The sequence below is a fragment of the Curtobacterium sp. VKM Ac-2852 genome (assembly GCF_013205045.1).
GTDB classification, from domain to species: Bacteria; Actinomycetota; Actinomycetes; order Actinomycetales; family Microbacteriaceae; genus Curtobacterium; species Curtobacterium flaccumfaciens.
Map to the genome: position 1 here is coordinate 360,063 of NZ_JABMLI010000001.1, position 21,407 is coordinate 381,469.

At 71.6% G+C, this 21,407-nt stretch carries 19 protein-coding genes; 8 read left to right on the forward strand and 11 right to left on the reverse strand.

From position 1 onward, the window contains the following. Nucleotides 1-38: 38 nt before the first annotated feature. The 6 genes from HQQ79_RS01725 to HQQ79_RS01750 form a co-directional block, all read right to left on the reverse strand. Complete coding sequence (locus HQQ79_RS01725) at nucleotides 39-782, reverse strand: hypothetical protein (RefSeq protein ID WP_173032284.1); 744 nt, start codon at nucleotides 780-782, stop codon at nucleotides 39-41. Further along, nucleotides 772-1,311 carry an RNA polymerase sigma factor gene (locus HQQ79_RS01730; RefSeq protein WP_081827229.1) on the reverse strand — a complete coding sequence of 180 codons (540 nt, stop codon included), beginning with the start codon at nucleotides 1,309-1,311 and terminating at the stop codon, nucleotides 772-774. The genes HQQ79_RS01725 and HQQ79_RS01730 overlap by 11 nt, the downstream gene beginning before the upstream one ends. Nucleotides 1,312-1,440: 129 nt before the next feature. Further along, a complete protein-coding gene (locus tag HQQ79_RS01735; protein ID WP_027464979.1) occupies nucleotides 1,441-1,704 on the reverse strand; it encodes a hypothetical protein in 264 nt (87 codons plus the stop codon). After that, nucleotides 1,701-2,360, reverse strand: a complete 660-nt coding sequence (locus HQQ79_RS01740; RefSeq protein ID WP_254066049.1) for a DUF308 domain-containing protein — start codon at nucleotides 2,358-2,360, stop codon at nucleotides 1,701-1,703. Before HQQ79_RS01740 ends, HQQ79_RS01735 begins: the two co-directional genes overlap by 4 nt. A 143-nt stretch (nucleotides 2,361-2,503) precedes the next feature. Beyond that, entirely contained in the window at nucleotides 2,504-4,492 is a 1,989-nt protein-coding gene (locus HQQ79_RS01745) for a DUF11 domain-containing protein (RefSeq protein ID WP_173032286.1), read from the reverse strand. A gap of 101 nt (nucleotides 4,493-4,593) precedes the next feature. Then, a complete protein-coding gene (locus HQQ79_RS01750) occupies nucleotides 4,594-6,240 on the reverse strand; it encodes a glycoside hydrolase family 13 protein (RefSeq protein WP_173032287.1) in 1,647 nt (548 codons plus the stop codon). 106 nt (nucleotides 6,241-6,346) lie between these two features. Between HQQ79_RS01750 and HQQ79_RS01755 the strand changes: the two genes are divergently transcribed. The 5 genes from HQQ79_RS01755 to HQQ79_RS01775 all read left to right on the forward strand — a co-directional run bounded on the left by HQQ79_RS01755 (nucleotide 6,347) and on the right by HQQ79_RS01775 (nucleotide 10,254). After that, on the forward strand, nucleotides 6,347-6,913 hold the full coding sequence (locus tag HQQ79_RS01755) for an NADPH-dependent FMN reductase (RefSeq protein WP_027464982.1): 567 nt from the start codon (nucleotides 6,347-6,349) through the stop codon (nucleotides 6,911-6,913). Between the two features lie 174 nt (nucleotides 6,914-7,087). After that, complete coding sequence (locus tag HQQ79_RS01760) at nucleotides 7,088-7,600, forward strand: MarR family winged helix-turn-helix transcriptional regulator (protein ID WP_027464983.1); 513 nt, start codon at nucleotides 7,088-7,090, stop codon at nucleotides 7,598-7,600. Between the two features lie 113 nt (nucleotides 7,601-7,713). Further along, entirely contained in the window at nucleotides 7,714-8,220 is a 507-nt protein-coding gene (locus HQQ79_RS01765) for a Dps family protein (protein WP_017886495.1), read from the forward strand. 8 nt (nucleotides 8,221-8,228) lie between these two features. Then, complete coding sequence (locus HQQ79_RS01770) at nucleotides 8,229-9,029, forward strand: SDR family oxidoreductase (RefSeq protein WP_173032288.1); 801 nt, start codon at nucleotides 8,229-8,231, stop codon at nucleotides 9,027-9,029. A 31-nt stretch (nucleotides 9,030-9,060) separates the two neighbouring features. Further along, nucleotides 9,061-10,254 (forward strand): NAD(P)/FAD-dependent oxidoreductase, encoded by a 1,194-nt coding sequence (locus HQQ79_RS01775; protein WP_173032289.1) that lies wholly within the window; start codon nucleotides 9,061-9,063, stop codon nucleotides 10,252-10,254. 138 nt (nucleotides 10,255-10,392) lie between these two features. Here the strand turns inward: HQQ79_RS01775 and HQQ79_RS01780 are convergent, their stop codons facing one another. From HQQ79_RS01780 to HQQ79_RS01795, 4 genes are all read right to left on the reverse strand, one after another. Then, nucleotides 10,393-11,463 (reverse strand): alpha/beta fold hydrolase, encoded by a 1,071-nt coding sequence (locus HQQ79_RS01780; RefSeq protein ID WP_173032290.1) that lies wholly within the window; start codon nucleotides 11,461-11,463, stop codon nucleotides 10,393-10,395. 70 nt (nucleotides 11,464-11,533) lie between these two features. Beyond that, the gene (locus HQQ79_RS01785; RefSeq protein ID WP_173032291.1) at nucleotides 11,534-12,409 is read right to left on the reverse strand and encodes an SMP-30/gluconolactonase/LRE family protein; all 876 of its coding nucleotides are present in this window, start codon (nucleotides 12,407-12,409) and stop codon (nucleotides 11,534-11,536) included. Nucleotides 12,410-12,622: 213 nt separating this feature from the next. Next, nucleotides 12,623-13,456: a DUF1206 domain-containing protein gene (locus tag HQQ79_RS01790; protein WP_173032292.1), complete on the reverse strand. Its 834-nt coding sequence runs from the start codon at nucleotides 13,454-13,456 to the stop codon at nucleotides 12,623-12,625. Nucleotides 13,457-13,582: 126 nt separating this feature from the next. Continuing rightward, nucleotides 13,583-14,749 carry an RtcB family protein gene (locus tag HQQ79_RS01795; protein WP_173032293.1) on the reverse strand — a complete coding sequence of 389 codons (1,167 nt, stop codon included), beginning with the start codon at nucleotides 14,747-14,749 and terminating at the stop codon, nucleotides 13,583-13,585. 524 nt (nucleotides 14,750-15,273) lie between these two features. Between HQQ79_RS01795 and HQQ79_RS01800 the strand changes: the two genes are divergently transcribed. Together HQQ79_RS01800 and HQQ79_RS01805 are read left to right on the forward strand one after the other, a co-directional pair. Further along, nucleotides 15,274-17,094 (forward strand): glycoside hydrolase family 15 protein, encoded by a 1,821-nt coding sequence (locus HQQ79_RS01800; RefSeq protein ID WP_173032294.1) that lies wholly within the window; start codon nucleotides 15,274-15,276, stop codon nucleotides 17,092-17,094. Nucleotides 17,095-17,140: 46 nt separating this feature from the next. Beyond that, nucleotides 17,141-17,743: a DUF1992 domain-containing protein gene (locus HQQ79_RS01805; RefSeq protein ID WP_027464989.1), complete on the forward strand. Its 603-nt coding sequence runs from the start codon at nucleotides 17,141-17,143 to the stop codon at nucleotides 17,741-17,743. Nucleotides 17,744-17,970: 227 nt separating this feature from the next. Here the strand turns inward: HQQ79_RS01805 and HQQ79_RS01810 are convergent, their stop codons facing one another. Continuing rightward, complete coding sequence (locus tag HQQ79_RS01810; protein ID WP_071247112.1) at nucleotides 17,971-18,651, reverse strand: hypothetical protein; 681 nt, start codon at nucleotides 18,649-18,651, stop codon at nucleotides 17,971-17,973. A gap of 212 nt (nucleotides 18,652-18,863) precedes the next feature. Here HQQ79_RS01810 and HQQ79_RS01815 point away from each other — a divergent pair, with 212 nt between their 5' ends. Continuing rightward, nucleotides 18,864-21,320 carry a phosphoketolase gene (locus tag HQQ79_RS01815; RefSeq protein ID WP_173032295.1) on the forward strand — a complete coding sequence of 819 codons (2,457 nt, stop codon included), beginning with the start codon at nucleotides 18,864-18,866 and terminating at the stop codon, nucleotides 21,318-21,320. The last annotated feature ends 87 nt before the right edge of the window (nucleotides 21,321-21,407 follow it).

Below are 21,407 nucleotides of genomic sequence, written 5' to 3' on the forward strand. Positions count from 1 at the left end.
GGAGGCACGGGTCGGGTCCGCCCCGTGCCTCCGGGCCGTCAGTCCCCCCAGATTTCCCCGATGACGGCGTTCAGCAGACCGTTCGTCGGGAAGCCGATTTGGTCGACGACGACGTAGCTGTCGCCGCGGACGTACAGGGTGTACGCCTTGGCGGCGCCGTCGTCGAGGGTCGCTCGGAGCTGGCACAGCGTGCCGTCCGGTCGCTCCGTGCAGGTGCCGCCAGCCTCGTCGCCGAACGAGTCGATCTGGTACTGGACGTGCTCGGCGCTCGCGGTGTGGATCGAGACGGACAGGAACGAGCTGTCCGCATCCGGCTTCTGCCACACGCAGCTGATCGACGCCGAGACGACGTCCACGGTGTCGGGGTCTTGGGTGTCCTTCTCGGTCACGGACGCATCTCCGAACAACCGCGAGTACTCCGACGCGGGCACGATCGAGCGGCAGCTCGTGGGGATCGTGGCGACGGTGTTGCGCGGGGTCGGGGTGGACTTCGGGATCGGGGCGCCCGTGATCGGGGCGGAACTCGGCGTGGTCGCGGACGGCGACGGCTCGGGCTGCTGGGTCTGGGTGGGAGCGGCGACCGGGTCGGCGTTCTGCTGCGACAGGGTCAGGGCCACGGCACCGGTCGCGGTGCCGAGTGCCAGCAGGGCGACGACGCCGACCACGACGCCCGAGCGACCACGACGTCGCTTCGGGCGGGGCGTGGCGCGTTCGAGGACGTTCTGCTTCATCGAGACGAGCATGCGCTGCAGCTCGTCTCCCTGGGGAGGTTCAGTGTTCATCGTGCATCACCGCCTTCTTGAGTCGACGTCGGTTGCGGGAGACCCGCTGGGTGACCGCGCCGACCGTGAGCCCGAGGAGCTCAGCGGCTTCGGCGTAGGAGTACCCCTCGAGGAGGCAGAGCTCGCAGATGCGGCGGTCGAGGTCGGGGAGCGCGGCGATCTCGGCACGGACCCAGCGCAGGGTCTCGCGTGCCTCGTCGTGGTCGGCGGGCGAGGCGAGGTGCTCGGGGAGTTCGTCCGCGCGACGACGGGCCTGCTTGCGGCCGGTGTTGAAGGCGTGGTTGCGGCAGACGACGAGCAGCCACGGCAGCACGGTGTCCGCCGGCAGCTCGAGGGTCGCCGCCCGCTGCCAGAGCGTGAGGAACGCGTCCTGCACGATCTCCTCGACGTCGGAGCGGTTGTCCACGAGTGCCCAGGCGTAGCGGGTGAGGGTGGCGGCGTACCGGTCGAACGCTCGTGCGAGCGCTCCGGTGTCCCCCTGTGCCATCGCACGGACGAGTCCTTCGTCCGTGTCGGTGCCGGTCGTCACGTCCACATCCCACCTCCTTCACCCAGAGGTGTCGGCAGGACCCGCGATCCTGACAGGACCGTTCCTGATTCGTGACCTCGGGCGTGTCCGGCGTCAGGACGCGGTCGCCGCTGGGTCAGCCGTCAGCCGTCAGTGGAAGTCGTCGCCGTCGCCCTCGCCCGGCGTCTTGTGCCCGCCGAGCATGTCGTTGTCGTCCTGCTCGCTCGACGAGGCGAGCTGCAGCATCGCGAGCACGACGACGACCACGATGAACGCGACGCCGAGGAAGATCACGGCCAGCTGCAGTTCCCGCGTCGAGAACAGCACGACGAGCCCGGTGAACACCGCGACGATCGCGGAGATCCCGAGGAGCTCGACCGGGCGCAGACGGTCACGACGGCTGGGGGTGGTCATGCGTGTGGTGCTCCGTCCGGGGCGACGGCCGGCGTGGCCGTGCCCCACTTGTGCGAGAGGCCGGCGATCACGTGGAAGACGGCCGTGATGGCGAGGTACGCGCCGAGCAGGCCGACGAGCACGATCGAGGCGTCGAGGGTGCCGGTGACCTGTTCCACGCCACCGAGCTGCTGGGAGTAGTCGGGGGGCGTGACGAGGAAGGCGACCGCGAGCAGCAGCGTGAGGCCGCCGATCGTGGTCCAGTCGCGAGCGAAGGGTGAGCGACGCCGGGCACGGAGCCCCTGCGACAGCTCGAGGGCCCCGGTCAGCACAGCGAACGCGACGATGACCGTGATGAAGGCCGGCAGCCCGAACCCGTTGCACGCGAACGCGGCGACCGCGGCGAGCAGGGTGATGACGGCCTGCAGCAGGGTCGTGCGACGCGAACGGCCGTCGAGGGGCAGTCGGGAGATCCCGGCGAACAGGAGCACGAGGCCCTCGATCAGGGCGAAGCCGCCGAACAGCACGAGACCGTAGCCCGCGGCGTGGTTGGTCGAGAAGGTGATGACCATCGCGACGACCGCTGCGGGGACCGCCCGGAGGATCGGGATCGGCCAGTACCGCGCGCGCTGGGTCGCGTCTTCCACGGTGGTGGCGTCGTCCACGGTGTCGGACACGAGACCTCTTTCGGGCATGCGGATCGTGGATCCGATCCTACCGCCGGTGGGGTGAACGCCCGACCGGCGGCGGTTCCACCCCCTGTGGACGTGCACACCCGTGCTCCGGGACGGCACCGCGTCCGGTGCCGTCCCGGCGGTGTTCAGGGCTGCTGCGGGTCGTCGGTCGGCGCGTTCCGACGGGTACGACGTCGGGCGAGCCACCAGCACACGGACCCGACGGCGGCGGCCAGGGCGGCGAGTGCGGCGGCGAGGCCGACCCCTTCGGCGCCGGTGTAGGCGAGGGCTCCCACGGGCGCAGCGGCGCCGTGGTCAGCTGCCGGAGCACCCGCACGCCCGTGGTCAGCACCCGCCCCGGGGCCGTCGCCGTCGCCGGGGCCGCCGCCACCGGAACCGCCGGCACCGGATCCGTCCCCGTCGTCCGGTGCCGGACCGGTCGTCGGCGCAGGGCTCGGCGCCGGTCCGTCGTCGTCCGGGTCGACGACGATCGCCACACCGGTGGACGGGTCGCCCCCGTCCGGGTCGGTCGGCGAGGTCGCGGTCGCCACGTTCACCACGTCGGATCCGTCCCCCCGGTAGCCCGGATCGAGCACGGCGCGGATCCGGAAGGCCCGGGTCTCCCCCACGTCGAGCGAGGCGTCGGATCGGCACGTCACGCGCTGCCCCTCGGCGGTGCACCCGTCGTCCGAACCGGCGAAGCGCATGGCCTCGGGCAGCTCGTCGACGGCCCCGACGTGTTCCGCGACCGCCGGACCCCGGTTCCGTGCGGTCACGAGGTACTCGACCTCGTCTCCGGGTGCGACGGTCGACGGTGACACCGACTTGTCCGTCTCCACGTGCGCGACGGCCGCCGGTGCCGTCGCGGTCGTGCTCGCCCGCGAGACGTTGTCCGTCTCGTTCGTGTCGGACAACGACGCAGGCGTGGCGATCGTCGCGACGCTCTCCAGGCTCCCCTCGGTGCCCGTGGCGACCCGCCCCTCGATCGTCACCACGGCCGAACCGTCGCGGGGCAGGGACAGGTCGGTCGCGACGTCACCGCTCCCCGTCGCGGTCGCGCAGGCGGAGCCCGCCGCCGCGGTGCACGTCCAGGTGACGTCCTCGATGCCGTCCGGCACGTCGACGTGCAACGGGCTCGGATCGGCGGCGTTCGGACCGGGGTTCCGAGCCGTGACGTCGTAGCGGACGGGGTCGCCGGCCGTGACGGTCGCGGGCAGGTCGTGCTCGACCGACAGGTCCGCCGGCTTCCACACCTGCAGCGCGTCGACCTCGTGCTTGTCGACGTGGCTGCCGGTGGCCGCGGCGAACCCGAGGCGGAGCGTGCTCGGCAGCGGGGCCTGTCCGTCGCCGTGCAGCGGCACCGAGTCCAGTACCGTCCGCAGGGCCTCGCCGGCCTGGATCCGGACCGTCACGGCGAGGCCGCCGTCGGCCTCGGGCAGCAGGGTGACGCGGACCTTCCGCGGTGTGGCTCCGTCGGTCACCGTGCCGCCGGGGGCCGCGACGCCGGCGACGTACCGGTAGCCCTCGGTCCCGTCGCCCGAGCCGCGGACGACGACGTGGTCGGCCTGGGCACCGGGACCGGAGTCGTTGATGCGCGACGAGAAGTTGCCGTAGTGGTCGATCGCGACGGCGGCGAAGCCACCGGGGACCCCAGGCAGGTCACACGGGCGTCCACCGCCCTCGGTCACGGTGCTGCGGCAGGCGTACCCGAGACCGGCGCCGTACGAGCCGACACCCTGTGGTGCGGCCCCGTCGGCCAGGTACAGCAGCAGGCCGTCGGCCCCGGGGTCGTCCTTCGCGGTGTACATGGCGTAGGTGAACTCGATCTCGAGCCCGGTGTCGGAGGGGAACGTGTCGTTCGTCGACCAGGCCCCGGCCTGGTTCCGGACGTCGTCGGTGAGTCGCAGGCGACCGTCGGACACCGCGGCGTCACCCTGCAGGGTGCCGCCGGACGCACTGGAGAACTCGTTGACGTAGGGGAAGTCGAGCGCAGCGGCGCTCGACCCGGACGGGAGCACGGCGGGCGCCGCGAGCACGCCGAGCGCGGTCAGCGCGGCGCCGACCGCAGCGAGGCGGCGGACGACCCGCGGCCGGAGTGGTCGTGGACCGGATGCTGGAGCAGTGGGATCTGTCATGCCCCGATGCTCGCGATCGGGAGGTCACCCCCGGGCGGCGGCGAGACGATCTGTGGAACGCCACCACGGGCCTCCGGGCTGTGGAGGAAGAACCTGTCCGCTCAGGCCAACCACACCGTCGTCTCGCCGGGCAGCACACCGGGCGAGACCTCGTCGAGCGGTCCCGACGCGACGACCACGGTGCCGGCGGGCAACGGCACCGGCTCCGTGCCGAAGTTCGTGAACGACCGCCAGCCGTCGTGCCGGGCGAACGCCACGACCTCGGAGCCGGACTCCAGCCACGTCAGCGCCTCTCCCTGCTGCAGCCGACGTCGTGCGGCCAGCGCCCGGCGGTACAGCGACAGGGTCGACCCGGGATCGCCGTCCTCGGCCTCGACCGAGGACTCCCCGAAGTCCTGCGGCTGCGGCAGGTGCGGTGCGACGTCCCCGAAGCCGAACGACGGCCCGGAGCGCGTCCACGGGATCGGCACGCGGCAGCCGTCCCGGCCCTTCACGGTGTGCCCGGTGCGGAGCCACTTCGGGTCCTGCAGCAGGTCGCGCGGGATGGCGGCGGCCTCGTGCAGCCCGAGCTCCTCGCCCTGGTACACGTACGACGACCCCGGCAGCGCCAGCATCAGCAGCGTCGCCGCGCGTGCCCGGCGGAGCCCCCGTGCACGGTCGAGCTCCGGCGTCGTGCCGTCCGTCATGAGCCAGGCGTCGGTGTCGGTGCCGTCCGGCAGGCCGTACCGGGTGGGGTGCCGCACGACGTCGTGGTTCGACAGCACCCAGGTGCTCGAGGCACCCGAGTGCTCCGAGGCGGCCAGGTTCCGCTCGATGATCTGACGGAACACCTCGGGCTCGAACGGGGCCTCGAGCAGGTCGAAGTTGAAGGCCTGCCCGAGCTCCGTCGGCCGGGCGTACAGGACGCGGCGGGGTGCAGGGGCCCAGGCCTCGGCGACCGCAGCACGGGGCGGCTCGTACTCGTCGAGCACCCGACGCCAGGTGGCGAAGATCTCGTGCACCTCGTCGCGGTCGTACAGCGGGTCGGAGCCGTCGAGCGGCAGGTCCTGCTCGTTCGAGGGCCGGTACGGAGTCGACAGGTCCTTCGCCAGACCGTGCGCGACGTCCACGCGGAACCCGTCGACACCGCGGTCGGACCAGAAGCGCAGGGTGTCCTCGAAGTCGGCGCGGACCTCGGGGTTCGACCAGTCCAGGTCCGGCTGCTCGGGGGCGAACAGGTGCAGGTACCACTGCCCGTCCGGTACCCGGGTCCACGCACTGCCGCCGAAGTTCGACACCCAGTCGCTCGGCGGCAGTTCCCCGGAGTCGCCGGACCCCTCGCGGAACACGTACCGCGCACGCTCGGCCGACCCCGGCGAGGACGCCAGTGCGGCCCGGAACCACTCGTGCTGGTCCGAGGTGTGGTTCGGCACGATGTCGACGATGACCTTCAGGTCGTGCTCGTGGGCGGCCCGGACCAGGGCGTCGAGGTCGTCGAGGGACCCGAGCTTCGGGTCGACGGCACGGTAATCAGCGACGTCGTAGCCCCCGTCGGCGAGCGGCGACGGGAAGAACGGGGAGAGCCACAGCGCGTCGACACCGAGCGACGCCAAGTACGGCACCCGGCTGGTGATGCCCGCGACGTCACCGAGCCCGTCGCCGTCGGTGTCGGCGAAGCTGCGTGGGTAGACCTGGTAGACGACGGCATCGCGCCACCAGGTCGGGTCGGTGGTTCGTGGCGTGCTGGCCGGGGTCCGAAGCGTGGTCACGTCGCCACCGTACCCAGGGGGCTGGGAATAGCGCCCCGTACGATCGCATTGGTTGTCGCTGACACCTTTCCGTCCAGCAACAGCATCCCGCAACAGAAGGAGCTCCATGACGAACGTCCTCGTCCTCGTCGGCAGCCTGCGCGCCGACTCCATCAACCGCAAGCTCGCCGAGGCCGCCGCGCACCACGCGCCGGAGGGCATCGAGCTGCACACCTTCGACGGCATCGTCGACCTGCCGTTCTACAACGAGGACATCGACGGCGACACCCCGCCCGCCGCTGCCGTCGCCTTCCGCGACGCCGTCGCCACCGCGGACGCCGTCCTGCTGATCACCCCCGAGTACAACGGCACCATCCCCGCCGTCCTGAAGAACGCGCTCGACTGGGGTTCGCGTCCGTTCGGCGCCTCGCCGCTGTCCGGCAAGCCCCTCGCCGTGATCGGCTCGGCGTTCGGCCAGTACGGCGGCGTCTGGGCGCACGACGACGCCCGCAAGGCCGCCGGCATCGCCGGCGCGAAGGTCCTGGAGGACGTCAAGGTCGCCATCCCGCAGTCGGTCGTCCGCTTCGCGGAGACCCACCCGCGTGAGGACGCCGAGGTCACGACGCTCGTGCAGGGCGCGCTCACCGCGCTCGCCGAGGCCGCAGCCGGCACGGACGAGCAGGCAGCCGCGTAACGCGACGAACCATCAGACAGGAGGCCCGTGGCGACCCCGCCACGGGCCTCCTGTCCGTCCGGTGCGGACGCAACGGTCGTTGCGAACGCATCGGACGGTGCGGACGCAACGGTCGTGGCGGAACCCGGGAGTCCGCTCGACGACCGAGATACGAGACGGGTTACCCTGAACGCCATGTCGACGCAGGAGATCACCGAGGCGTCCGGGTACTGGTTCCCGGACGACGACGCGACCCAACGCGGGGTCGCGGTGCTCAACGCCCTGCGCCGGTACCGATCCGCCGAGACGGCCATGCGCCGCCGGACCCGCGACTCGATGGGCATGGGCGAGACCGACCTGCTCGCCGTGCGCTTCCTGCTGCAGGCGCAGCGCTCCGGCACCGCCGTGAGCCCGAAGGACCTCGCCGCGTACCTCAAGATCTCGTCGGCCTCGACCACGATCCTCATCGACCGCCTGGTCAAGTCGAACCACGTCCGCCGCGACCCGCACCCCACCGACCGACGGGCGCTCGTCATCACGCCGACGACCGAGACCGACGACGAGGTCCGCGCCACGCTCGGCGTGATGCACCGCCGGATGATGTCGATCGCCGAGGGACTCCCCGCGTCCGAGGCGAGGATCGTCGCCGGCTTCCTGGAGCAGATGCGCGAAGCCGTCGACCAGGTGGACCCCGCGCCGTCGCACTGAGCGGCACCGCGCCGGACGCCCCCGGGGGACGCTGCCTCCGAGCGCACTGAGAGCGTGCACTGCGGCACCGCGTAGACCGGAACGGTCACACCGACGCGAAAGGAGCCACAACCATGCACGCTTCGGACAAGATGGCCAAGAACCTCCAGGCGGTCCTCGTGGACCTCATCGACCTGCACCTGCAGGGCAAGCAGGCCCACTGGAACATCCTCGGCACCAACTTCCGCGACCTCCACCTGCAGCTCGACGAGATCGTCGACGCGGCTCGTGAGTTCGCCGACGACACCGCCGAGCGCATGCGCGCGCTGTACCTCGTGCCGGACGGCCGCTCGGCGACCGTCTCCGCGGGCAGCCACCTCGACGCGTTCCCCTCGGGCGAGATCACCACGCACGACGCCATCGACCAGGTCACGCTCCGGCTGTACCAGGCGACCGGCACCATGCGCGACGTCCACGACGAGGTCGACGAAGAGGACCCGACGACCGCGGACCTGCTCCACGGCTTCATCGAGCGCCTCGAGCAGCTCGCGTGGATGGTCTCCGCCGAGAACCGCGCGCCCAGCACCCCGCTGGCTTCCGCCACCACGCCCGCCGTCGCCGACGCGTCGGCGCACGCGTAGGGGCCCGGGTGGACCTCGGTATCCAGGGCAAGACCGCACTCGTCTTCGGCGGCGACTCCGGCATCGGCTGGAACACGGCGCGCATCCTCCTGGCAGAGGGTGCGACCGTGGTCGTCACCGACATCGACCAGAGCCGTCTGGACACCAGTGCCGACCAGCTCGAGGCACCGATCGGCAAGCTGCACGCCTTCGCCGCCGACGTCCGGAGCGCCGAGAGCCTCGCCGCCCTGCACGACAAGGTGCGCGAGGCCGTCGGCGAGATCGACATCCTGGTGCAGTCCTCGGGCGTCACCGGCGCCCAGGGCATGTTCCACGAGATCGACGAGGCCGGATGGGCGGAGACGATCGACATCGACCTGATGGGGCCGGTGCGGATCACCCGCGAGTTCATCGGCGACCTGCGCCAGGGCGGCTGGGGACGCATCGTCTACCTGGTGTCCGAGGACGCCTCGCAGCCGTACGACGACGAGCTGCCCTACTGCGCCGCCAAGGCCGGGGTGCTCTCGTTCGCGAAGGGCCTGTCGCGCTCCTACGCGTCCGAGGGCCTGCTGGTGAACACGGTCTCCCCCGCGTTCATCCACACGCCGATGACCGACGCGATGATGGACAAGCGGGCCAAGCAGCGCGGGACCTCGTTCGACGAGGCCATCGGCAGCTTCCTCGAAGAAGAGCGGCCGTACATGGAGCTCGAGCGCCGCGGCGAGCCGGAAGAGGTCGCGAACGTCGTGGCCTTCCTGTGCTCCGAGCTGGCCAGCTTCGTGAACGGCGCCAACTACCGGGTCGACTCCGGCTCGGTCGCCACGATCTGATCGTGGCGCCACAGCACCGCCAGGAGGCGTCATGACCGACTTCCGCTACCTCATCGTCGGCGGCGGGATGGTCGCCGACGCCGCTGCCCGCGGCATCCGCGAGCTCGACACCGACGGGTCGATCGGGATCCTCAGCGAGGACGTCGACCGGCCCTACGCACGGCCCGCGCTGTCGAAGAAGCTCTGGACCGACCCGGACTTCAGCTGGGACGACAAGGTCGACCTGCACACCGAGGAGACCGGGGCGCAGTTCGTCCTGGGCACCGCGGTGACCGCGATCGACCGTGCCGCGAAGACCGTCACGACGGCCGACGGCGCGACCCACGGCTACGAGCGGCTCCTGCTCGCGACCGGAGGGAAGCCACGCGGGTTGCCGGGGCTGTCCCCGTCGGCACGCGTGCTCGACTACCGCAGCGCGTCGGACTACCGCCGGCTGCGCGAACTCGCGGACGCGGGAGCACACGTCGCCGTCGTCGGCGGCGGGTACATCGGCCAGGAGATCACGGCCGGCATCGTGCAGAACGGTGCGCGCGTCACACTGGTCGACCCGGACGAGGTCGTCGGCGGACGCATGTTCCCCGAGGACCTGGCACGGGCGTTCCAGCAGCGCTTCGTCGACCACGGTGTGGAGCTCCGCACCGGCCGCCGGGTGTCCGAGGGCACCGAGACGGCGGACGGCGTGCGGCTGACGCTCGACGACGGCTCCGTGGTCGAGGCCGACGCGGTCGTCGCCGGACTCGGCATCGAACCCGCGACGCAGCTCGCCGCCGACGCCGGACTCACCGTCCGCGACGGCATCGTGGTGACCTCGACACTGCTCACCGACGACGACTCCGTGTTCGCCGCCGGTGACGTCGCCGAGTACCCGGACCGGATCCTCGGCACCCGCCGGGTGGAGCACGTCGACAACGCCCAGCAGCAGGGTCGGCAGGCCGGCCGCAACCTGGCCGACGCCGACGAGACCTACGACCACACGCCGATGTTCTACTCCGACGTCTTCGACATGGGGTACGAGGCCGTGGGGCAGGTCAGCGCGAAGCTCCGCACGGTCGAGGACTGGCAGGACCCCACCGTGACCGGCGTCGTCTACTACCTGGACGACGACGACACGGTCCGGGGCGTGCTGCTCTGGAACGTGTGGGACAAGACCGACGAGGCCCGCAAGGTCCTCGCCGAGGCGAACGCGCTGACGCCCGACATGCTGCCGGGCCGCATCACGCCCTGACCGCACGCCCGTCGCTGTGGTCGCGAGGGCCTGGAGGCCCGGTGCCGGTCCGTCGGACCGGCACCGGGCCTCCAGGCGGTCGCCCGCAGATCGCGACGCGCGCTGGTGCGACGGTCCTCGGCGCCCCGACGGTGCTGGCTACTTCGACTCCGGCGCGACTTCGTCGACGACCGCCCGCCGATCGGCCGGGTCGACCGGCAGGTCGTCGCCGTCGGCCATCGCGACCGCGTGCGCGGACTTGGCCGCCTCGAGTGTCTCGTCGTCGTTCCGGGCCATCCCGAACAGCTCGATGAAGCGCGACTTGACCAGCAACCAGGCGTCCCCCGGGCTGAGCCGGGCCAGGTCCGACGACGTCGAGTCGTCGCGAACCCGCTGCAGCGACGACACGCCCCGGTCGGGGATCCGGTGGTCGACGTGCGCCACCGCGAGCCGCGCGACCGCGTCGGCCTGTGCGTGCATGACCGAGTGTGCGCCGTCGACGACCTCGCGGAGGACCGCGTAGGGGAACACCCGCGCCAGCCGGCGGACCCAGTCCCGCGGCACCATCGCATCGTGCTCACCGCGGACGATCAGGGTGCGGGCCTGCACGTGGGCGGCGCGCTCCTCGATCGGGAACGCGATCATCCGTGGCAGGACCTTCCGGAACCAGTGCCATCCGCACAGCGCGTACGCCGTGATGCCGTGCCACCGGACGGCGGCGGGCTCGTGCAGCGTCGACCGCAGGAACCGGAACGCCGACTGCCGCACCGTGCGCGCCGACGAGTCGACCACCGGGCTGATGAGCACGAGGTCGGAGATCCCCGGACGGCGGGCGGCGACCTCGGTGACGACCTGCGTGCCCATCGAGTGCCCGACCAGCACCGGGTCCTGGAGCCCGAGGTCGTCGATGACCCGTTCGACCGCGTCGGCGTAGCGCTCGATCGAGACCTTCCCGCGGAACCGCGGGACGCCGGCGAACCCCGGCAGGTCGAGCGCGTGCACCGGACCGTTCTCGTTGAGGTGCGGGGCGAGCCGCTCGTAGTAGGTCGACGCGATGCCCAGGCCCGCGACCAGCACGAAGGCCCGCTCGCCGGGCTCACCGATCGAGCTCACCCGGACGTAGGTGCCGTCGACCGCGACCCGGTCCACCTGCACCGTGACGTCGGCGTCCTCGGCCTGGGCGAGCTCGCCGGCCGGGTCCGGCCGGGCTGCCTGGCGTTCGTCGTCCACGTGGGTCTCCTCCGATCGGGCGGTCGCCCAGGATACCCGGCCGCCGTCCGCGCGGGCGGCGACGACGTGCTCAGCCGCTGAAGGTGTTCGCGGGGAACCCGTGCACCGTCGTCGGCACCGCGAAGACCGCCCCGGACCGCGGCGCCTGCTCCAGGTCCTGCTCGGTGAGGTTCTCGCGGGCCGTCCCGACGAAGAGCGTCGACATGTCCGGACCGCCGAACGCCACCGACGTCGGGTTGGCGACGGGGAGCTCCACCGTCTCCAGGTGCGAGCCGTCGGGCCCGTAGCGCTCGACGCGGGATCCGCCGTAGATCGCGCTCCAGAAGCAGCCCTCGTCGTCGCGGACCAGGCCGTCGTGCGCCTGACCGACGATGAACGGCTCGAGTTCGCCGAGCTCGCCGTCCGGGCCGTACGACCCGCGGAAGACCGTCGAGGCGCTGGTGTCGGTGACGTACATCGTGCTGCCGTCCTCCGACCACTCCATGCCGTTCGTCACGCCGAAGCCGCCGCGGAGCACCCGGGTCGTGCCGTCGGCCTCGATCGAGTAGAGCGCCGCATCGGGTTCGCCGGTCGTCACGTTCATGCTGCCGACCAGGAACCGGCCGAACGGGTCGCACTTGCCCTCGTTGAACCGGTTGCCCGAGGTGCTGTGGGTGACGCGGGCGATCTCGCGCTCCACGGCACCCTGCTCGTCCGTCACCACGACGGTGTCGCCGAGGGCCGCGACGAACCCGCCGGAGGCCCGGGGCTGGAAGCTCGCCAGCGGGGGCGGCAGCGGCACGCTCGACCGCACGGTGCCGTCGGCCTCGGCGGTGTTGAGGGTGCCGAGGGTGATGTCGGCCCACCGGAGCAGCTGTGCGGACGGGTCCCAGACGATGCTCTCGGCGAGGACCGCTCGGGCGTCGGCGAAGACGGTCGCGGGGCCGGTGGTGACGTTGGTGCTCATCCACCCCGTCTACCGCGGGGGCGGTCCGTGCTCGCTCAGGCGTGGCGGCGCGGCTGCGGCTGCTGCGGCTGCGGCTGCGGCTGCGGCTGCGGCTGCGGCTGCGGCTGCGGCTGCGAGTTCACGGGCTCAGCGACACCTCACGCCCGCTTCGGCCCGTGAGGTGTCGCGCAGTGCGAAGGTCCGCGCCGGTCCGGTCGTCCGTGCACCCGCGGGTCAGAGGCGGGCGAACCGCGCGCGGAAGAAGCTGTAGACGCCGAAGGCCAGGAACCCGATGCCGATCGCGACGAGGACGAACACCCCACCGGGCATGCTCCGCACGGCGTCGAACGCGGCGTCGAGGCCGGTGGCCTGGTCGGGGTCGCTCTGCAGCCCCGCGACGGCGATGAGCACGCCCACGATGACCACGGCGATCCCCTTGCCGACGTACCCGACGACGCCGAGCACGGTGACCACACGGTCGAGCTGACCCGACGGTCGCGTGATCTGCTTGCGGAACGACCGGCGGCAGCCGATCACCACGAGGCCGATGCCGACCGCGACCGCGACCGCCCCGGCGAGGAGCAGCACGAACACCCCGCCCGGCGTCGCCAGGGTCTTCGCCGCGGCGCTCTGCGACGAGCTGCTCGAGCTCGACCCGGCACCGAGCGCGTACGAGGCCGACGAGTACGCGATCACGCCGTAGACCACGGCCTTCGCGACGTCCTTCAGCCGGGCGAGCCACCCCCGGGTGGTGTCGGAACGGCCGCCGACGATCGCCTCGACGATCAGGCGCACGGTGAGTGCGGCCGTGCCGACGGCGATCAGCCAGAGCAGGAACACCCCGCCGGGGACCGCGGCGATCTGCTGCAGCGCACCGGACTGGTCCGTCTCGCCGCCGGAGGACGCGTTGCCGATGCCGAGCAGGATCGCGAGGTACCCGATCAGCAGGTGGACGATGCCACTGCCGACGAACCCGGCGCGTGCCGTGACCTCGAACCAACGGCTGTCGGCCGCTCGCCGGACCTGTCGTCCGGTTTCCTTCGCCGCGTGCTCCGCCGTGTCGCTCATCACGCCCCAGCGTGCCCGACGCGTGCCGTCCTGTCCGGGGCGCGCCGGGCCGTGCGGTCCGCACGTGGCGGACGGGAGGCCCGTGGCGGTGCCGCCACGGGCCTCCCGTCCGTCGGTGGGCGCGTCTCAGTCGCCCTTCACGTTGACGACCTGCCGCAGGGTGTGCCGGATCGACACGAGGTCCTCGGCGTCCGCCATGACCTGGTCGATCGGCTTGTACGCCGCCGGGATCTCGTCGAGGAACGCGTCGGTGTCGCGGTACTCGATGCCGACCATCGCCTCGCGCAGCTGCTCGTGGGTGAAGGTCCGCCGGGCCGCGCTCCGCGAGAACAGCCGACCGGCACCGTGCGGGGACGACTCGAGCGAGGGCTTGTTGCCGAGTCCCTCGACCACGTACGACGCGGTGCCCATCGACCCGGGGATCAGGCCGGGCTGACCGGCCCTCGCCTGGATCGCACCCTTGCGCGACACCCACACGGACTTGCCCCAGTGCGTCTCACGCTGCGTGAAGTTGTGGTGGCAGTTGATCCGCTCGCGCTCGTCGACGGGCGTGCCGACGGCCTCGGACAGCTGCCGGACGACGCGGTCCATCATCTCCTCGCGGTTGAGCAGCGCGAAGTGCTGGGCCCACCGGAGCTCGGCGATGTACCGGTCGAACTCCGGCGTGCCCTCGACCAGGTACGCCAGGTCGGGGTCCGCCAGCTGGATCCACCACCGCTCCATCGCCTTCTTGGCGACCTTGATGTGCCGCTGCGCGATCTTGTTGCCGACGCCTCGCGACCCGGAGTGCAGGAAGAGCCAGACCCGGTCCTGCTCGTCGAGGGAGACCTCGATGAAGTGGTTGCCGGACCCGAGGGTGCCGAGCTGGTTCCGCCACCCGCCGTGCACGCCGTCGGGGTCGAACCCGGCGGTCTCGGCCATCGCCTCGAGCTCGGCGATCCGGGGTGCGGCGGTCGCCACGATCTTCCGGTTCGACGCACCGGCCGACAGCGGGATCGCGCGCTCGATCTGCTCGCGCAGCCCCTGCAGGTCGGCGGGCAGGTCGGTGGCGGTGAACTGCGTGCGGACCGCGATCATGCCGCAGCCGATGTCCACGCCGACGGCCGCCGGCATGATCGCGCCGAGGGTCGGGATGACGGACCCGACGGTGGCCCCGAGGCCGAGGTGTGCGTCGGGCATGAGGGCCAGGTGCGGGAACACGAACGGCATGCGCGCGGTCGTGCGGGCCTGCTGCTCGGTGTTGTCCTCGAGCATCGAGGCCCAGCTGAGCAATCGGTCGTTGATCTTCTTCATGGAGTCGTCTCGCTTTCGTGACGGTCGAGGTGACGGTCCGAGACGGTCGTACGCCTGACCTCCTGGTCGTCGCCGGACGTGGCGGACGGGAGGAAGCGGTGCTGACGAACGCCCCGGGCCGGGTGGGCACGAGGCGTCGTGGGACGTCGCGTGCCTACGCGGGATAGCGGAGGGACCACTGCTGCTCGGGCAGCACGGCGGCCGCGGCGAGCTGGAGCTCGACGCGTTCCTCGTTGTGCTGCACGGCGCGCATGCGCGGTCCTTCCGGTGTGCCCGGGGCGGGCGGTCTGCCGATCGGCAGGAGGACGACGCTAGTGCGACACGCCCGGGATGCGCAAGTCGCGTGGGCGTGTCGGCGGTGCTCCGGGGTGCTCCGGCGGTTCGCTGGCGGTTCTCCGGCGGTGCTCCGACCTTGCTCCGGCGGCTCGCCGGCGGTTCTCCACAGGCTGGAGGCCCGGCGTGCGTTCTCCACGAGGGGTACGTCCGCCTGATGGTCGCCACCGGGGCCGGGGCAGGCTGGACGCATGACCGAGCGCACGCGAGACACCCCCGACGCGACCGAGAACGAGGAACGGACGAACGGGTACGTCCCGCTCCGTTCGTACGGTGCGATCGGCGACGGGCGGACGGTCGCCCTCATCGCGCTCGACGGCCGGATCGACTGGCTGCCGATCCCGTCGATGGACTCACCGCCCGTGTTCGCGAGCATCGTCGACGCCGAGCACGGCGGACACGTCGCCCTGCGGCCGGTGGACGACCAGGCGCAGGTGTCCCGCGCCTACCTGCCGGGGACGAACGTGCTCGTGACGACCTGGACGACCCCGTCCGGCACCGCCACCGTGACCGACGCCATGGTCACCGGAGTGGCCGGACGGCTGCCCTGGGCCGAGATCGGCCGCTGCGTGCAGGGGGTCGACGGATCGGTCGAGATGGAGTGGGCGGTCGTGCCCGGCACGATCCTGAACACCGCGGAACCGCGCCGACTCGACACCGCGAACGGCACGGTGATCGGCGTCGACGGCGTGACCATCGCGATCGTCGAGCAGGGCTTCGAACCGGTGCACGACGACGGTCCCCGGTTCTCGGGGCGGTTCACGACGACCGAGGGCTCGAAGTCGATCCTGACCATCGTCGGCACGTACGACGAGCCGATCTTCCTGCCCGAGCCCGAGCGCACGCTCGAAGGGGTCGACCGCACGATCGAGAACTGGTCGACCTGGTCGAAGGAGTTCAGCTACGACGGCCCCTGGTCGGACGCCGTCCAGCGCAGCGCGCTCGCCCTGAAGCTCCTGATCTTCGCCCCCACCGGCGCCATCGCTGCGGCCCCGACGACGAGCCTGCCCGAGGACCGCACCGGCGGGAAGAACTGGGACTACCGGTTCGCCTGGGTGCGCGACCTGGCGTACACGGTGCACGCGCTCACCCGCTTCGGCCTGCGCGAGGAGACGCACGCCGCCGTGTCGTGGGTGATGCGCACGATCGCCGAGCACGACGAGACGATGCCGATCTTCTACGGACTCGACGGGTCGAAGAGCGACACCGTCGAGGAACGTGACGTCCCGGGCTGGAACGGCATCGGGCCGGTCACGATCGGCAACCGGGCTGGTGACCAGCTGCAGCTCGGGGTCTGGGGCGACATGTTCGAGATCATGCGCCAGTACGTCCGAGCCGGCAACGTGCTCGACCGCAAGACGGCCTCGGTGCTGCAGGACCTGGCCGACGACGCGTGCCACCGCTGGGTGGAGCCGGACTCGGGCATGTGGGAGCTGCAGGAGGCGCAGCACTACACGACGAGCAAGATCGGCTGCTGGCAGGCACTCGACGCGGCGGTCGAGCTGCACGACGCGGGGATGATCGACGGCCCGCGCGAGAAGTGGATCGAGAACCGCGAGCTCATCGAGGACTGGGTCGCCGAGAACGGGTGGAACGAGGAGCTCGGCCACTACGTCATGTACCCGGGCACCGACGCGCTCGACTGCTCGATCCTGCTGCACGCGATGTCGGCGTTCGACCGCGGACCGCGCATGGAGTCCACGATCCGCGCCATCGAGGAGCAGCTGCAGCACGGGCCGCTCGTGTACCGGTACTCCGGCATCCAGGACGAGGAGTCCCCCTTCGTGGCGTGCTCGTTCTGGCTCGCCGCCGCGCTCGCGTGCGTCGGACGCATCGACGACGCGAAGCAGCTGATGGACGACATGGTCGCGCAGGCGAACGACGTCGGACTGTTCAGCGAGATGCTCAGCGCCGTGGACGGGGACTTCATGGGCAACATCCCGCAGGGGCTGTCACACCTGGCGCTCATCCAGGCCGCGCTGACCATCGAAGAAGTCTCAGAGAAGTCCTGACCGGGCTGGACGGCCCCTCGGGGGCGCGGGGCATCATGGTCTGACGATGAACGACGTCGATGCACGGATGGACCGGCTCCGCAGGGCCGCCCGCTACCGCTACCAGCAGCTCGTCGACCAGGAGATCGAGCGGGGGTCGCTCGACCCCGACGAGGTGCGCTCGGAACGCGAGGAACGTCGGCTGCTCAAGGCCGCCGACGTCGCCGCGCACGCCAGGGCCCAGATCGCGGAGGCCGAGCGGCGCGGGGTCTTCGAGGGCAACCCGTACCACGGCAAGCCGCTGCCGGGCCTCGACGGGCAGCACGACCCGGACTGGTGGATCAAGTCGAAGATCGAACGTGAGGACATCCGGGGCATCGCGCCGCCGGCCCTGGCGCTCCGCACCGAGGACGCCGAACTCGATGATGCCCTGGACGCCCTGTCGCTCGAGACCGACGTGCGCGACGTCCTCGTGGACTTCAACGCGCGGGTGAAGGAGGCCCGGCGGCAGCTGCTCGGCGGGCCGCCGGTGGTGACGCCGATGCGGGACGTCGAGGCCGAGGTGCTCGCCTGGCGGGAGCGCCGCGAGGTGCGCATGGCTTCGGCCGCGCGGGCAGCGGAGCAGGCGCGGCTCGAGGCGAAGCCGCGGCGGTGGTGGCGACGGCGCTGAGGGGTACCGCGGTGCGGGGGTGCGGGGGTGCCGGGGTGCCGTCCGGGGGCAGGATTTCGCGCTCAGCGACAGTTCTCGCGAACCTGAGTGCGTGAGGTGTCGCCCAGCCCGTGACGACGATGGCCGCCCGCCGGCACGACGCACGACGCTCGACGCTCGGCGCGCAACGCAAGTCGGCCCGGACCGCGCTGCTGCGTGGTCCGGGCCGACTGGGGTGGAGCGGGGTGTTACTTGATCTGTGCGGTGATGGTGGCGGTGCCGACGAGCAGGCCACGCTTGACGGCGTCGGTGCCGAAGGTCTTGTTCAGCAGGCCGGCTGCGTCTTCGGAGATGTGGACGGTGGTGCCGGTGAGGATGGCGTTGTCGCCCTCGAGCTGGAGGGGCTTGAGGGAGCCGCCGTGCAGCTCGAACAGGAACGCGTTGGCCGCGGCGACCTTGCCGTTGACGAGGACGTCGCCGTAGAGCTTGGACGAGCCCGGGTTCACGACGAAGTTCTCCAGCGTGACGGTGGTGTCGCCGGCCTTCAGGGTCAGACCCGAGTCGTCGTGGTTCAGCAGGCCCTGCACGTACGGGCGGTAGTTGCCATCCGGCGACCAGTAGGTGACCGACCCGGCGGTGATCGGGAACGACACCGACCCGTCGGCGAGGGTCGCATCGCCCGAGACGCCGGGGGTGAGCTTCAGGGCGGTGAGGGCGTCGGTGAAGCCGGAGTCGAGCTTCACGGCGGTGGAGCCACCGAGGACCTCGGGGACCGAGGCGACGGGTGCGGGGATCTTCGACGACGACGAGGACACCGTGTGCACGTTCGGGGTCGCGGCCTGGGCGGAGGAGATCCCGAACGCGGCACCGCCGAGGACGAGGGCGCCGGTCGTGGCGAGGGTGATGGAGGTCTTGAGGCTCTTACGCATCGTGATCAGTCCTTTGCTCTGGAGGCGCTCCGGCCGGAGGCCGAATGTGCACGTGGTGTGCACGCTTGCTGTGTACAAGCTGCAGCCCGGCCAACTGTGACCGGAGAGCGCCCTGGGCGTTTGCCCTGTGCAAGTGATTCGGCACCCCCGCCCGAACGGTTTGGGACGAGTTTCCTGAGGTGCCGCAACCCGGTGTTTCGTACCGTGTACCCATGGCTCCAGCACACATCTCCACCACCGACCGGCTCAGGGCGGTCGACGCCTGGTGGCGCGCCGCCAACTACCTGACGGTCGGGCAGATCTACCTGCTGGACAACCCGCTGCTCACCAGGCCGATCGAACCCGACGACGTCAAGCCGCGGCTGCTCGGCCACTGGGGCACCTCCCCCGCACTGAACCTCGTGTACGCACACTGCAACGCGCTGATCACGGAGACCGGGCGCGAGTTCCTGTACATCTGCGGCCCAGGGCACGGCGGCCCGGCGATGAACGCGAACGCCTGGCTGGACGGCACGTGGAACGAGCTGTACCAGGACGTCGACCTGCAGCGGTTCTTCCGCCAGTTCTCGTTCCCGGGCGGTATCCCCTCGCACGCCGCCCCGGAGACCCCCGGCTCCATCAACGAGGGCGGTGAACTCGGCTACTCGCTGTCGCACGCCTACGGTGCGGCGCTCGACAACCCGGACCTCGTCGTCGCGTGCGTGGTCGGTGACGGTGAGGCCGAGACCGGTCCGCTCGCCGGGTCGTGGCAGGCGCACACGTTCCTCGACCCGGTGTCCGACGGCGCCGTGCTGCCGATCCTCAACCTCAACGGCTGGAAGATCGCGAACCCGACCGTCCTGGCCCGCATCCCCGACGAGGACCTCACCGCGTACTTCCGCGGGCTCGGCTACGACCCGATCGTGGTCGACTCCCGCCGCGTCGACGACGACCCGTACGCGGTGCACGCCCTGTTCGACGGTGCCCTGCGACGCGCCCTCGCCGGCATCGACGACATCCAGGCCGCTGCCCGCGCCCAGGCCGCCCGTGCCGCCGCGGGGCAGCCCGCCGGTGCCGCCGACCTGCGTCCGCGCTGGCCGATGATCGTCCTGCGCACCCCGAAGGGCTGGACCGGCCCGAAGGAGGTCGACGGCGAGCAGGTCGAGGGGACCTTCCGTGCGCACCAGGTGCCGCTGCCCGCGGTGCGCGAGGACGACGGCCACCGCGCCCAGCTCGAGGAGTGGATGCGCTCGTACCGCCCCGAGGAGCTCTTCGACGAGGACGGCCACCCGGTCGGCATCATGACCACGATCCGCCCGACCGGTGACGTACGGATGAGTGCGACCCCGCACGGCAACGGTGGTCGGCTGCGGACCGCGCTCGACCGGCCGCCGCTCGAGCCGTACGCGGTCGAGGTCGGTTCCACGGCGTCCGCCACGGGTACGCTCGGCCCCTGGCTCGCCGCACTCATCGAGAAGAACGCCTCGACCTTCCGGCTGTTCGGCCCGGACGAGACGATCTCGAACAAGCTCGATGCCGTGTTCGACGTGACCTCGCGCGTCTGGCGGGCCCAGCGCGCCGCCGGCGACGAGCACCTCGCCGCACGCGGCCGGGTCACCGAGGTCCTGTCCGAGCACCTGCTCGAGGGGATGCTCGAGGGCTACGTGCTGTCCGGTCGGCACGGGATGCTCAACACCTACGAGGCGTTCGCCCACATCATCGACTCGATGGTCGGGCAGTACGCCAAGTGGCTGGAGTCCTCGACCGACATCGACTGGCGGGTGCCCGTGTCCAACCTGTCGCTCCTGCTCTCGTCGCACGTCTGGCGACAGGACCACAACGGGTTCTCCCACCAGGACCCCGGGTTCCTCGACGTCGTCGCGTCGAAGCAGCAGGACCTCGTCCGGATCAAGCTGCCGGCCGACGCCAACACGCTGCTCGCCGTCGCCGCGCACGCGATGGAGACCACGGACCGCATCGAGGTGATCGTCGCGGGCAAGCACCCGGAGCCGGTCTTCCTGTCCCTCGACGACGCGGTCGCGCACGCGCAGGCCGGACTCGGCGTGTGGGACTTCGCCGGTACCGAGCAGGCCGTCGGGAAGGTCGACGTCGTGCTCGCCTGCGCCGGTGATGTCCCCACGGTCGAGGCGATCGCCGCCACCGACATCATCCGGAAGCACGCTCCCGGCGTCGGGGTCCGCGTGCTCAACGTCGTCGACCTGCTGGCGCTCGGTGACCCGCGCAAGCACGAGCACCCGATCCCGGACGAGCAGTACGACGCGCTCTTCCTGCCCGGCACGCCCACGGTCTTCGCGTTCCACGGGTACCCGACCCTCGTGCACCAGCTGACGTACCGCCGGAACGGGCACGACGACCTGCACGTGCACGGGTTCCTCGAGCAGGGCACGACCACCTCGCCGTTCGACATGCTCATGCGCAACGAGATGGACCGCTTCGCCCTGGCTCACGACGCCCTGTCACGGGTGGACGCCGAGGCGCACGCCGACCTGCTGACGAAGCTGTCCGAAGCGCGGGACGCTGCGCGGACGTTCGCCTACACCAAGGGCGAGGACCACCCGTCGCTCGCGGGCTGGGAGTTCGCGGGCTGGCCCCAGGACGAGCCGGCCAGCGGCGGGACCGGCGGCGACCCGGGCGCTGGCGAGACCGAGGCGGCCGCGCCCGGCAACTGACGCACTCCTCCACAGGCCGGGAGGCCCGGATCACCCTCCACAGGACCGGTCACGCCCGCCGCGTGGCCGGTTCCGTGCTGTCAGGGT